Consider the following 13,596-nt stretch of genomic DNA (forward strand, 5'->3'; position numbering starts at 1 on the left):
GTCACCAAAATGTTCTGTTTATATGGGAAAAGAGTTAATTTTGACAATTTTGTCAGTAAGAAATGCACCAACAACCAGAAATAGCGAGTTGGAGAGTTGGAGGAGCCGCGTCTCAACTTCGTACTTTTGTCAAGAGTTGAGACCCGATCCCTCAGAGCTCACCTGATTTCAATGCGGGCCCGGACGGCCCGTGAGCTGCTCAGGGCGCTGGAAAACAGCAAAAAAACTCGGCCATCTGACCGTCCGCAGGGGCTGCACCCGGAATAAAACGCCTGCAGGTATATACTTGTGAAGACTCCTTTGCTTCGGTGAGGATGCAGTCCTATGACGTGGACCAAAGGAATAGCCATCGGTGCCGGCTTTCTTGTCGGGCTGTGGGTGCTCGGGCGGGCTTTTTTGACCGTGCAGCTTCCGTCCAGGGAGGGGCGCCGGGAGGCCTTCCCGGACCCCATGGGTTCGGAAGTGACCCTGCGCGAAGCCTTTGATACGCTCCCCCACGAGGGGGGCCAGAAGGCGTCGTTGCGGCTGCTCGAGGACAACTCTCAGGCGTGGCTGGAGCGCTGGCGATTGCTGGACGGCGCCGGGGAGCGGCTCGACATCTGTTACTTCATCCTCAAGCAGGACGTCTTCGGCACCGCTTTTCTCGGGCACCTAGTGCAAAAGGCGCGGGAGGGGGTCGAGATCCGTATCCTTCTCGATGCCATGGGGACGAAGATGTCGCGCAGTTTCACCGGGAACGACTATCTCGACGCCCTCGTCAATACCGGGAATATCACCATTCGCATGTACCGGCCCCTGATCTACCGGTATACCGACGCCTTTCTGACCTTGAACCCGGCGGCGGTCTGGGTCAGCGAGCATGACAAGATCCTGCTCGCCGATGGGAGGAGGGCTCTGATCGGCGGCCGCAATATTTCCACCGAGTACTTCGCCCCCATCGAAGACAATCCGACGGTTTTCAGGGACACCGACCTGGTCCTCTCCGGGGAGGCGATCGGTGCCGCCCTGCAGGCCGCCTTCGCATCCGGGTATGCCAGCGGCGAAGCCAAGGCCGTCGCGCGCGAAGAGGTCGATCTGAACGATGCGACGGATGAGCTTCTGCTCGCCTACGAGGCGATGGACGCCTGGCTGCACGACCGGCCGATGACAGAGGCGGTCCTCGCAAAGATGGAGCAGAAGGGGCTGCCCTGGCTGAAGCAGCTCGAAGAGATGCCCCACCTGCGCGGCGCCCTGCAGCGCGGGCTGCCCAAGTCGCGCGAAGCCGAGGTGCGTCTGCTCGACAGCCGCACGCGCCTGGTAAAGGCCGACGACCCCATCACCCGCACCTTGATCCGGCTGGTGCGAAGCGCACGGGAGGAGATCTTTATCCAGAGCCCCTACCTCGTCCTCCCCCGCGAGGCTGTCGAGGTGCTCGCCGAGGCCGCCGAGCGCGGCGTGCGGATCACCGTCATCACCAACAGCCCCCTCTCCAGCGACAACGCCATGAGCCAGGCGGTTTTCCTGGAACAGTGGCCTGAGCTGCTGGCCCGCGTTCCGGGGCTCGAACTCTACGTCGCCCCGGACCGCCACAACCTGCACGGCAAGCTCGCCGTTTTCGACCGGCGCCTGGCCCTGGTCGGTACCTACAACCTCGATATTCTGAGCCTGGCGATGAACAGTGAACTGGTCGCCGCCATCTGGTCGGAGGCGGTCGCCGAAGAGATCCTGCAGCCCCGCCGACGGGACATCCGTGCAGGGGAAATTCTGGTGCAGTATCGCATCGCCCGCACGGACGACGGCACGCCGAGGCGGGGGAAGGACGGGCGGGTGATGGTCGAGTGGGGGCCGGTGGATCACCTCGATCTGGACGAGATGAGGAAGATCAGAATTTACCGCGGACTCTATCGCATGATTTCGCGGCTGAAGGGGGAGTATCCCTGGTATTGATGTTTCAAAAGCCGGTTTACTCCAGGTCGCAGGGGCTGACAACGTCTCCTTTCAGGGCATGCCATTTGAGAAGTCGCTCTTTCTGGGCCGTGAGGACCTCTGCCAGTTCCGGCGGCATTTCGGGAACTTGGGCGTAAAAAGTGAGAATCCGCTCGATCTTTTCCAGATTGCCGGCCAGCCGGATGCCGAACTGGGCCGCATAGTCCTCGCGGGAATAGGTCTTATTAAAAACCTGGCGAAACAGCCTTTCCAGGTCTTCGAAATAGGGAATGCGGCCGGTGGGAGCTTCGATGGCGGAGACTTCGTCGTGCACCCGCAGCTCCATCCATTTCAGCCAGACGGCTTTGTCGAGCTTGCCGTTGAGAAAGCGTCCCGCGGCATCCTTCAGCCAGTAGTTGGTGGCGAAAATTCGGGGCGGACGCTCGAGCTTTTTGCAAAAATCCAGGTTGTTGCGCAGGTAACGGCCGAGGGGGATGGACAGAAAATCGAGAATCGCCATGGGATTGCACTTGCGTACCCCCTGGGTTTCGAGGGCCGCAGCGGTCGTCTCGCTTTCCAAAGCGGCGCCCATGGTGACGATGCCGTGGATCCAGTCGAAACTCTCCTGGACCGGAACCGCCGTGTCGCTGTCCCTGCCGCCGTAGATGATGCCCTCCAGCGGTACCCCTTGAGGGTCTTCAGCCCTCGGATCGAGATTGGCCAGGGGGGACAGGGCCACCGTATATCGTGCATTTCCCTTGTAGGAGGGGGCGATCTCCAGATTGCCGCTGTCCCGTTTGCCCCGGAACCAGGCACCGGCATAATTGAAACCCTCGGCCGGCAGATCCTCCCCCATGCCGATCCAGTAGGGGCGGCCTTCGGCGACCAGCACATTGCTGAAGATCACCTCCCCCGGTGTGTGCAGCACGCGGAAAAGCTCCGGATCGTCCGCGGGATTGACCCCCTCGATGATCCCTAGGATGCCCTGTTCCACATTGACGGCCCGGGCACGGCCGTCCATGGCCCGGATGTAGATCAGGTCATCGGCCAGAATGGTTTCTCCCGGAACCATCGCCGTGGAGGTTTTGCCGCAGGCGCTCGGGTAGGCGCCGGAGAAATAGGTCGTGCGCCCTCCCGGCCCGTGAACCCCCATGAGAAACATATGCTCGGCCAGCCACCCTTCCTGGTTGGCCCTGCGGATCGCGAGGCGCAGGGCCGGCTTTTTCAGGCCCACGGAGTTGCCGGCATACTGGGTATTGACGCTGTAGACAAGGTCCTCGGCCAGATCGATGATGACCCGCCGTTGATGAAGATCGGCACTGACCCCGTTTTCGGTGCGCCCGTTGGAATGGAGCATGCGGAAAAACCTGTCCCCTTTGGCGAGGGAGCGGAATGTTTCGTAACCCGGCCGAAAAAGGATATCTTCACAGTGAGCCACGTACGGGGAGTCGGTCAGCTGAACACAGGGCAGGCTGAAAGGGGAGTTGTTGGGCCCGAGGCAGTAGAATCGAACGATCATCTCCTTGCCGGACATACTCCCGGCCATCCGTTCCCTGATCTCCTCCAGCCCCTGGCGTCGGGGCAGGGTGTTGAATTCCTCTCCCAGATCATTCCCGTCCCCCGCCAGAAAGCGGGTATTGGCCTTGTCCCGGGACTGATCATGCTGCCGACCGTTGGAAAAGGCGTCGAAATGAACGGTATGCCCTTCTGTGGCAAGGGGAATTTCCTCTCCGGCAGCCAGGGCCCGACGGCGCAGGTAGTCCCGGTCCTCCGGGCCGTCGTCGCAGATCCTGACCCGGTCGGGACGGCAAAGCGCCACGGTTTCGGCCAGAAACCGATTGAGCTCGGCATTGTCGATCCGGCCGAGCTTGCTGCGGCCGGTTTCATCAAGACAGTCTTTTAGGAGCTGCAGGCCGGCACAATCCCTTGATTTCCTCATATTGCTCTTCCGTGAAAGGAGATTTGATTCCAGCATACCAGATAGGGCTCTGCGGTCGTAACTGGCATTGCCCCTGCCAAATCAAATTCATTGACCACGTAGGCCAGAGAAAGCCAAAAAGCAACCCCAAACAGGGTTCATGGTTTTCCTCTGTGTTCTCAATGAGCTCTGTGGTGAAAGCTTTTAGGGTATCATCCACAGAATGCAAAAACCCGGGAAAGTCCTCCTCCCCGGGTCATTTTTTGTGCAAGATTCCCACGATCGCCTAGGCACCGCTGCGTACGACCAGTTCCGCCTCGAAAGCCCCGGCCGGGGTTTCGAATCCAACCAGGACGCGATCATGGCTGCCCGGAGAGCCGCAGGAATATTTCCGTCCTGAGATGACGGACGGAATTGAAAGCTGGATGTTCTGGCTCCCTTCCGGCAGAAGATATTTGATACCGCCGGCGACCATGTTGGCCAACTCACCGATGGCGTCCTTGACCTCGCTGTTGATCTCGTCGAGGTCCAGTTCAAGAAAAGCGTTGGTAATCGCCAGCGCCACCGGTTCCGGCAGATGCAGCAGGACGGTGCCCTTGAGATCTCCGGCAAAACCGACCATCCCCGACAGCATTTGGTCTTCGACAGCATCGACGGAACCGTCCTTTGGGGCGATATCCATGAAAATCATGGCTGAAAAGATTTCCTCGACGGCCTGGCAGATAATCTCCTTGTAGTCCATCCCGCACCTTTCTCTCTTGGATAATCGGTTTTTCTCTGATGGTATCGTCCCTTCTGAACGATTTCTTTAGTCAACAATGGCGATCAGTTGCGCTGCTCCAACGCAAAACGCGGCTCGGAGACCCCTTCGCTCCGGCAGACCGGACATTTTCCGGGGGTCCGCAAACGGTCCCGTTTGCTGAAAACGAACCCGCAGTCGAGACATCGGGCGGCCTCCTGCACCAGGACCTCCCCCTCATGCCCGGCCGACCTGCGGACATGCTCCAGGTGATCCCCGACCTGCTTCTCGCTGATCCCCACCGCCGCCGAAATTTCCCGGGCGGAAACCGGCCCCTGCCGGAGCAGGGCCGCTATCGCCTGGCGGACCGTTTCCTTTCTTTCCTGGGGAACAAAGGGCGAACTGTGCTTTTTCATGGCGGCCAGCCCCCGCAGGCTCTTTTCAACTGCCTGCCCTGCCTGATTTCATTCTCCGAGAGAGACGACCTGATCCGTGATCTCGGTGAAGGAGAGATCGTGGCTGATCAGGAACAGCTGATCGTACCAGTGTTCCGTCACTTCCTCACGGCCGACGTCGATGGCCCGAAAAGCCCGGGCCAGGTTTTCCCGCCGGGCGCCGTCCAGGTGACTGGTCGGCTCGTCGAAAAAGGCGATCCGTGCGCCGATGGTCTGCAGCAGGGCCAGCCGCAGGGCGACCACGGCGCTCATCATCTGGCCTCCGGACAGCTGGTCGTCGCTCCGCTCCCGAACCTGCCCGTCATGCAGATCCCTCAGCACCACCTGATAGTTGTCGGCCCAGGTCAGCTCCTCGTCGGCTTCCGAGATGGTTCGGTAGATCCGGTCGGCGCGCTGGCTGATCTCTTCGCGAAACCGCTCCGAGAGGTGGGAGGAGACATTCTTGAAGACTCTGTTCCGCAAATATTTGACCAGCTTTTCTTTTCTGGCCCACCCCGCCGCAAGAGCCTCCCTGGACGTCATCTCCCGCCGTATCTCCTCCAGCCGGGCAATCTCCTCGGTCAAACGTCCGCAATCCTTTTCCAGACCGGCGATCTGCTGGCCCATGGTGCCCAGTTCGCCCAGCAGAGATTCCTTTCGTTTTCTGGCGCCTGCATGACTCTCTTGATCGTAGTCGTCGATCGTCCTCTGCAGAAGATCGGCTTGGGTTTTTTTCTCGGTTTCAAGATCATTCAGCAGTTTGCAGTATTTTTCAAGGATTTCTTGAAGATTGGTCCATTCGGCGGCCTGCGCCTTGTGGGCGAAAAAGGCATCCCTTCCCTCCCGGTTGGCCGTCTTTTCCCCTTCGGCCCCTTCAATGGCCTGCTCCAGCCCGGCAAAGGCCTGCAACTCCTTTTTTCGCTGCTGCAGCAGGGCCTCCAGGTCCTGCTGCTGCCGCAAAAGAGCCTGCCGGTCCTGCTCGCGGGCGTCCAGGTCCTTTCGCCGTCGGGCGAGGGCCGCAGACTGCTCCTCCAGCGCCCGTTGCCGTCCCCGGGTCTCTCTGAGCTTCGCCGCCGCCTGTTCGGCCAAACCCTCCTCGGTCAAGAGCTTTTCCATTTCGGCTTCGATCAGAATCTGCTCCTTTTCGAGAGAAGCCAAACCAGTGGAAAAGACATCCCCGGCCGGACGGCCCTCCACGTTCAGGCAGGTTTCCTGGAAAAAGGGGCAAGTCCCTTCACTCAGCTTTACCCGGCCCTCCTCCAGCCCGTGACGTCGTCCGGCCACCAGGCCCTGACGGTTCCGCAGGGCGGCCAGGCGGTCCCGGAGGTCCGGGAGGCTTCCGGCCAGGAGGACCATGGCTGCGTCCTCCCCAGTCACCTTGCCGGCCGCGGCGATCCTCTCCTCCTCGGCAGCGATTTCGGAGCGGGCCCTGTCGATGGAGCGCATTTCCGCCTGGCAGCGTTCTTTCAGACCGGCGGCTTGACGTTCCAGGTTGGCCATCCCCGTTTCCATGTCGCGCCGCTCTTTTTCCCGCAGACGCAGGTCCAAAAGACGCTTTTCGGCGCTTTCGAAAGCTTCCATGGCCGGCCGCGTCGCTTCCAGCACCTTGGCGGCCTCGCCGGCATCGCGAACCCGCTGCTTCTGAATCTCGATTTTCTGGCGCCCATCGGCAATGCGCAGGGTGAGCTTTTCGACCTCGTTTCGCAGACCGGCCAAAATTTGCTCCCGCCCGTCCATCTCCCTGAGCAGACTCTCCAGCTCTTTCAGCGCCAAGGTCTTACGGTCCCGTTCCTGCGCAACGGATTCCAGCTCGGCCCTCACTTTCTGCTGTTCTTCCCGCTTTTCGGGCAGGACGGCAACTTGCTCCCTGCGCAGGGCGATTTCCGTCTCGAGCACCTCGATCTTGCCGCGGATGGTCCGGCCGAGTCCTGCTGTTTCGGTAAAGGTTCTGCGCCAGGCATCGATCCCCAGGATGGCATCGAATTCATCCCGCCGTCGGCTCGGCTGCCTGATGATGAAAGGCCCCAGAAAATCGTTCTGAAAAGGTCCGATCACCCGCTCGAACTGTTCCGCCAGCGGGCGGCCGTTGTCCAAACCGAGCAGTTTTTTCAGGCGGTCTTCGGTTTCGACGCCATCCTTGTGCTCCTCCACTTCGAAGGCACCGCCGACCTCGCGGCAGAGCAGCCATCGACCGGCGGTGCCGACGGTTCGCGAAACCCGGTAGCGCTTGCCCTGCTCCAGCTCGAAGACCACGGCAATCTCCCCCTTTTTGCTGCCGATGGAGAGAAAGCGGTCGGCATTGCCGACGAACTTTTGCGCTTCGACGCCGAACAGGGCATAGCCGATCGCCTCGAAAACCGTACTTTTCCCGACGCCGTTCGGTCCGGACAAAACATTGATGCCGGGGGCGAATTCGAGGGTGGTCTCCCGATGGCTCTTGATGTTGCGGAGATAGACGGAGAGAATGTGCATGATCAGATCTCCCCGTCCAGCAGGCTGAGCAGATCCTCCTCATCGACCGCCTCCCGGTGCACCAGATCGCGCATCGCCAGGGCCAAGGCGACCAGTTCCTCTTCCCTCCCCCGGTACTCGTTGCCGTTTCCGACCAGCTGGTTCAGCACCTCCCTTTCGATGTCGGCCAGGCTCTTCCTCACCCGGTCATCGCCGAAGCCCGGCGTCACCAGCGACAGATGGTTTTTCACTTCAAGGTGCAGCGGGTCCAGAAGTTCCTCCAAAAGAAGCTTCAGCCGTTCCCGACCAATTTCGAAAGGATGAAAACCGACCCTTCCGGTCAGTCGCATCTCAAGCAGGGGCCGCCGGCCGTCAAGGGTCCCTTTCCATTCCGAGAGCACCGACTGCTTCAACACCTGCAGTGCCTCTTCCACGGTATCGGCACCGTTCAGGCTGACCGTCAGCGTCATCATCGGGCGGGGGTCGGTCGGCCGGAATTCCGCTTCGAACACCCCCCCCTTCTCCTGCACCAGATAATACCCCTTGTCGTAACGCTCCTCGCCGAAATTGACCCGCTCCGGCGCTCCCGGATTGAAAGCAAATTTTTTTCCTTCCGGGGTTTCCACGGCATAAGGTTTATGGCCATGACCAAGAGCCACATAGTCGAATACCTCGGCCAGAGGATAGGCTTCCTGCAGGCCCATATTTCCGATTTCGACCGGAGAATATTTCCAAATGCCGACATGAAACAGCAGTAAATTTTTTTCGGTGGTGACGGCCTCGCAGATGCGTGGGACATGGCTTCCTGCCTGGGAGCCGATATAGCCGAGACCGTAAATATGCAGATCGCCGACACGGCACATCCCCCCCTGTCCGGTTTCCTCATCGAAGGAAGAGAAGCGGTAGCCTCCCTCGTCACTCCGATCTGGTCGCAGCAGCTTGACGTATCCCATGGCCGAAAGGGCCTCCATCCAGGAAATGCTGTCCCGACGATGAATCCAGTCGTGGTTTCCCTCCACGACAATGCATGGAATGCCGGCCTCCTTCAGCGGCAGCAGGCATTCGATGGTACCGGCGAAGGTTCGGGGCAGGATCTGTCCGGTATGAAACAGGTCCCCCGCTATCAGCACGAAATCGACCCGCTCTGCCAGAGCGTCGGCGATAATGCTGTCGAGACATCGGAAAAAATCGGCATAGCGTTCCGTTTCGGCAGCGCTTCTCCGATAGGTTTTTCCAAGATGAATATCCGCGGTGTGTATGAAACGCATGTTTGAGGCCCTGAGGAATCCTAATTATAGAACAACCGGCTTAATGATAAAAATGACCAAATGTAAGGAAAAAATTTAAAAATAAGAAGGGCAATAATTGTCATATAAGATGATATTTGGTCATTATTATCCTTATATTATTCAAATATTGACAAAATTCGATCCTTAATCACCTCGAAGAACTTTTCAACTGTTATTGAAGTGCAATCAGTTTCGGTAAAAGCCGGTATAATGTGAGAAAAAGGTGCTATTGCCATGATCCCTAAAAGAAAACTAGGAAAAACCGGTGTGGAAGTTTCCTGTATCGGCCTTGGTGGTGAAGGCATTCTCCGCTCCTGCGGCCGGGAACGGGAAGCGCAAGCGGTCATCGACCGTGCTCTCGATCTGGGTATCAACTATTTTGAATCGGCCCGGGCCTATGCCGACAGCGAATCCTATTACGGACTCAGCCTGGGATCAAGACGGCAAGGTATTTTTCTGGCCAGCAAGGCGCACGACCGCAGCGCTGCTGGAGCCATGGAGCAACTGGAGCAAAGCTTGCGGGCTCTGCGCACCGACTGGCTCGATCTGTGGCAGATTCACGATGTGCGCACGGACGAGGATCTGCAGAAAATTTTCGCTCCCAACGGTTTGCTGGAAGCCTTCCGCAGGGCCAAAAAGGACGGCAAGGCACGATTTATCGGCATCACCGGACATCAGGACCCCGACATTCTGCTGCAGGCCTTGACCCTCTACGAATTCGACACGGTCCTGCTGCCGGTCAATCCGGCGGAAACGCACTGGCTGAGTTTTCCCCACATCGTTCTGCCCGAAGCCCGTCGCCAGGAGATGGGGGCCATCGGCATGAAGGTCTTCTGCAGGGGTTTCGGCCTGCAGATTCCCGGTCAGGGAAGCGCCTCCCTGTGGCTCCGCTATGCCCTATCCTTCGACGTCTCCACCATCGTCATCGGCTGCGACAATCCGCTTCAGGTCACCGAAAATTTTGAAGCCAGCCAGATATCTCCGCTCAATACTGAGGAACGTCTGGCCCTGGAAAAGGCCATTAAGCCCTGGGCCAAACGATTGATGCCGTACAAACAAAGCCGGAACCCGAAAAAATCCATTCCCAAACCGGTCCGATTCCGCCCGCTGAACAGCGACTGTTGATCCTTTGTCTCTCTTAAGAAGGTCGGGTGATGTACGAGCGACTGAATCGAAGTACCGGATCATCTTTGGCTTATCGGATAACCCGCCCTCTCGGTCGGGAAGAGATGCAGCAGATCACGGACGAGTTGGAGGGAACCATCTCCGTCCACGGCAGGATACGGGTGCTGATCGATTTGAAAGCATTTCCATTCGACGGACTGGGATCGCTGTGGGAAGAACTCAAATTCGACATTCGCCATACACCCCGCCTGGAACGACTGGCCATTGTCGGTGGAACGGACGTCCAGCAGTGGGTCTCCAGGATATTCGGAGTCCTGACCCACACCCGCTGTCACTGTTTCAATGAGGGCGAACTGGATCGGGCATGGGACTGGCTGACCGGGGACTGAAGGTCCTCCGGCGGTCCTGGAACACCTCCTGATTATCATGGATCGCGGGACAAAGCAATCAGCCCCTTACTGTCCGAGGCAATTCTTCACCCCCTGGGCGAAAGAGATCGGTTCAATGCCGAAAGTGTCCGCCCAGGGTCCCCTGTCGCAGATATTCCCCTCCAGCAGCATGGTCAGCTGTCCAGAGGTGATCGGAAAAGCGGAGAACTGTTCCATGACCCGGACAACCGGTTTGACCAGGGACACCGGCTGGTGGATTTTTCGGACTTTGTCCTTGCCCAATGCCTTGCCGATCAGGTCGAGGATTTCATTGTAGGCATAATCTTCGGAACCGCACAGGTGAAAAATCCGCCCCACCGTTTCCGGCAACGACAGCGCCCGGACAAAGGATTCGGCCACCTGCTCGAGCGCCACCGGCTGCAGCCGGTAGCGGCCGTCGCCGATCACGGGCACCACCGGCGCCAGGCGAACCATTTTTGACAACATGGAAAAAAGATCGCTGCCCGGTCCGAAAATCAGCGATGGACGGAAAATGGTCCATTCAAGTCCCGAATCCCCCACCGCCTGCTCAGCCCGCCACTTTGTCCGCTCGTATTCGGAGTATCCGTCGGCCCTGGCGCCGTTGGCGCTCATGTGAAGATATCGCCCGGTGCCGCTGGCAGCTGCAGCACGAAGAACATTTTCGGTTCCCTGCACATGCAGTCGTTCGAAGGTCACTCCTTTGTCCGGAAATTCGCGGATGATTCCGACGAGGTGGATGACCGCTTCGCATCCCCGCATCCCCTCGGGGAGGCTGCCAGGATCGGTAACGTCTCCCGGATGGATCCTGATGTCGGGATGTTTTTCCAGTTTTCCTTCCGAACCGGGGCGCACGAGGGCGACAACCTGATGCCCGGCCGCAGCCAGCTGCCGCAGCACTTCGCCGCCCACAAACCCGGTGCTTCCCGTCACGAAAACCTGCATAGGACACTCCTTCAAAGGGTGTAGTGCGCCTTGTTCAAGGCCACAGCCAGAGCAGCAATAATCCTCCGGCCAGGGAAAATCCGAAAAGGACCGATATTCGTGCCAGAAGCCTGGCTTGCCCCAGAGCACCGACAATAAAAGCTTTGAACATGATATTGGACAGAGCTCCGATCATGACCATGCGCCAGCCGGTATCCAGGTCCAGTCGATCGTTTTTGATCATCTGGGCGGTCGACAGGGTGATGGCATCCATATCCGTCAGTCCGCTGAAAGCCGCCACCACATACAGGCCGGCATCGCCGAAATGCTCTTCGGCCGCCGCGACAGCCAGCAGCACGAGAGCATAGAGGGCGCCGAAAACCACCGCGGCGATAAGGTTCGAAGGATCCTTCGGCTCGGGTATATCCGCCTTTTTTCTGTGCGCCAGCAGATAGGCCGCCAGGGAGATCAGTCCCATCCACAGGGTCATGAGGCCGAACTGGGGCAGCATTTCCCAGAAAATTTCGGGTGCCACCAGAGCCACTTCGAAGGCCACACGAATAAACACGACCGTGGAGGCGATCATGATGACAAGGGCCGCCAGCGGGGAGGCCTCGGGAGAGGTTCTGGTGCGGCGCGCATAGCTGACGGTGGTGGCGGTGCTGGAAATAATCCCGCCAAGCAGGCCGCTCAGCACCGAACCCGTTTCCGCCCCCATATAGCGGGCCACCAGAAAACCGCCGAGGCTGATGCCGACGATCAGGACGACCATCAGCCAGATATGGAAAGGGTTGAGAACGTGATAGGGACCGTAGGAATGGTCCGGCAACAACGGCAAAATGACCAAAGCAATCAGAACCAGGCGAAAAACGGCCCGGATCTCGGCCTCGCCGATGCGCTGGACGAAACCGTGCAGAGGCTGTTTCCAGTGCAGCAGCATAGCCACGCCCCCGCCGATGGCCACGGCCTCCGCGACTCTGCCGGTCGGCAGCAGGGCGCCCACGGCGAACATGACCAGGGCGGCCACTTCCGTAGTGGGACCCGGATGCGCCTCCCGGGTGGTTTTGCGTCCCAGGTTGGCCATCACCATGGTGGCGCCGAGGGCGATCAGGCCGCCGGCCAGAATCCAGCCGCCGAACCTGACCGACAGAATGGAACAGACGGTTCCGAGGACGGTAATCAGGGCAAAGGAGCGGATTCCGGCGGCCCGGGGCTGGGACCATTCCCGCTGCAGGCCGACCAGAAGTCCCAATCCGAGGGCTATACCGAGTTGTTGCCAGACCTGCATGTTGATTTTCATCCTTTCTTCGCAACGCTTTCCTTTCAATTCTAACCGAACCCGCCGATTTCACAGAGAGGGATGAAACTTCTCCCGGGTTTTCGTCCGCCGGGTTTTCCATCCGCCCACAGCTTCTTTTTCTCCCTTTCTTGAAAACTTCTTTATTTTTTCTAAAGTTAACGGAAACTGGGAGGGGTCATGAAGCCGATGGTGTTGATAGGACGTTCTCTTCCTGCCCTGGGTGAACGCCTCATGCAGGCGCTGGATGCACAGCCGGGCCGCTGTCTGATCGAGGTTTTTCCCGACGGTGAAATCAAGGTGCAAGTGAAGGAAGCGCTTGAGGGACGCAAGGTCTTTCTGCTGCAATCCACCCACGCACCGGCCGGCGCACATCTCCTTGAGCTTCTCCTGCTCGCCGACGCCTGCCGCCGGCGGGGGGCCCAATCGATCGTTGCGATCGTCCCCTATTTCGGCTATGCCAGACAGGATCGCCGGGTTACCGGTGAGGAGCCGATCGGCGCCCGGCTTGTGGCCGACCTTCTGGCCTGCCGCTGCGACCGGATCATCGCCTTCGACCTGCACACTCCCGCCATCGAGGGATTTGCCGACATTCCCCTGCTGCATCTGACGGCGGTGCCTCTGCTGGCCGAAACCTATCGAAAACACCGCCATTCAAACGATGTCCTGGTCGCCCCGGATGCCGGTGCTGTCCGCCTGGCCAACCGATACGGCGAACTGTTGGATCTTCCGGTGGCCTACGTGGAGAAAGTGCGGAAAAGCGATCGCGAGGTGTCGGTGCGGGCGGTGACCGGTGAGGTCAAGGATCGGTCTCCGGTCCTGGTCGACGACATGATCAGCACAGGGGGGACCATGGTGGCCGCGGTGAAAGCTTTGCTGGAGGCTGGTGCAAAGCCGGACATATCGATTATGGCAAGCCACTGTCTGCTTGTCGGCGAGGCTGCTGATCGATTGGCGAAACTGCCTCTGCAGAGAATCCTCACCACGGACAGCATCACGCTGGCGGCAACCCGGCCTCTCCCTTTGGAAAGATACAGTCTGGCTCAGATCCTGGCAGACGAGGTGAACCGGATAGCAGGTATACCTCTCGAAAATTGACCGGCTTCC

11 protein-coding genes are annotated in these 13,596 nt (G+C 59.3%); 4 read left to right on the top strand and 7 right to left on the bottom strand.

What is annotated here, in order from left to right; translation table 11 throughout:
- Window positions 1–324 precede the first annotated feature (324 nt).
- Window positions 325–1,926 carry a phosphatidylserine/phosphatidylglycerophosphate/cardiolipin synthase family protein gene (locus R2940_06775; GenBank protein MEZ4599475.1) on the top strand — a complete coding sequence of 534 codons (1,602 nt, stop codon included), beginning with the start codon at window positions 325–327 and terminating at the stop codon, window positions 1,924–1,926.
- Between the two features lie 16 nt (window positions 1,927–1,942).
- On the opposite strand, the gene R2940_06780 is transcribed toward R2940_06775, so the two are convergent.
- The 5 genes from R2940_06780 to R2940_06800 all read right to left on the bottom strand — a co-directional run bounded on the left by R2940_06780 (window position 1,943) and on the right by R2940_06800 (window position 8,715).
- The gene (locus R2940_06780) at window positions 1,943–3,844 is read right to left on the bottom strand and encodes a phosphoenolpyruvate carboxykinase (GTP) (GenBank protein ID MEZ4599476.1); all 1,902 of its coding nucleotides are present in this window, start codon (window positions 3,842–3,844) and stop codon (window positions 1,943–1,945) included.
- 265 nt (window positions 3,845–4,109) lie between these two features.
- Window positions 4,110–4,565: a chemotaxis protein CheX gene (locus R2940_06785; GenBank protein ID MEZ4599477.1), complete on the bottom strand. Its 456-nt coding sequence runs from the start codon at window positions 4,563–4,565 to the stop codon at window positions 4,110–4,112.
- 83 nt (window positions 4,566–4,648) lie between these two features.
- Entirely contained in the window at window positions 4,649–4,978 is a 330-nt protein-coding gene (locus R2940_06790; GenBank protein ID MEZ4599478.1) for a transcriptional regulator, read from the bottom strand.
- Between the two features lie 48 nt (window positions 4,979–5,026).
- Complete coding sequence (locus tag R2940_06795; GenBank protein MEZ4599479.1) at window positions 5,027–7,468, bottom strand: SMC family ATPase; 2,442 nt, start codon at window positions 7,466–7,468, stop codon at window positions 5,027–5,029.
- Between the two features lie 2 nt (window positions 7,469–7,470).
- A complete protein-coding gene (locus R2940_06800) occupies window positions 7,471–8,715 on the bottom strand; it encodes an exonuclease SbcCD subunit D (GenBank protein MEZ4599480.1) in 1,245 nt (414 codons plus the stop codon).
- Window positions 8,716–9,003: 288 nt separating this feature from the next.
- On the opposite strand from R2940_06800, the gene R2940_06805 reads away from it, so the two are divergent.
- Entirely contained in the window at window positions 9,004–9,861 is an 858-nt protein-coding gene (locus R2940_06805) for an aldo/keto reductase (GenBank protein MEZ4599481.1), read from the top strand.
- Window positions 9,862–9,890: 29 nt separating this feature from the next.
- Window positions 9,891–10,250, top strand: a complete 360-nt coding sequence (locus R2940_06810; protein MEZ4599482.1) for an STAS/SEC14 domain-containing protein — start codon at window positions 9,891–9,893, stop codon at window positions 10,248–10,250.
- Between the two features lie 66 nt (window positions 10,251–10,316).
- Here the strand turns inward: R2940_06810 and R2940_06815 are convergent, their stop codons facing one another.
- Both R2940_06815 and R2940_06820 read right to left on the bottom strand, forming a co-directional pair.
- Complete coding sequence (locus tag R2940_06815; protein ID MEZ4599483.1) at window positions 10,317–11,213, bottom strand: complex I NDUFA9 subunit family protein; 897 nt, start codon at window positions 11,211–11,213, stop codon at window positions 10,317–10,319.
- A gap of 34 nt (window positions 11,214–11,247) precedes the next feature.
- Window positions 11,248–12,492 carry an MgtC/SapB family protein gene (locus R2940_06820; protein MEZ4599484.1) on the bottom strand — a complete coding sequence of 415 codons (1,245 nt, stop codon included), beginning with the start codon at window positions 12,490–12,492 and terminating at the stop codon, window positions 11,248–11,250.
- Window positions 12,493–12,669: 177 nt separating this feature from the next.
- On the opposite strand from R2940_06820, the gene R2940_06825 reads away from it, so the two are divergent.
- The gene (locus R2940_06825) at window positions 12,670–13,587 is read left to right on the top strand and encodes a ribose-phosphate pyrophosphokinase (GenBank protein MEZ4599485.1); all 918 of its coding nucleotides are present in this window, start codon (window positions 12,670–12,672) and stop codon (window positions 13,585–13,587) included.
- Window positions 13,588–13,596: the final 9 nt, after the last annotated feature.

Source organism: Syntrophotaleaceae bacterium (genome assembly GCA_041390365.1).
In the GTDB taxonomy this organism is placed as follows: domain Bacteria; phylum Desulfobacterota; class Desulfuromonadia; order Desulfuromonadales; family Syntrophotaleaceae; genus JAWKQB01.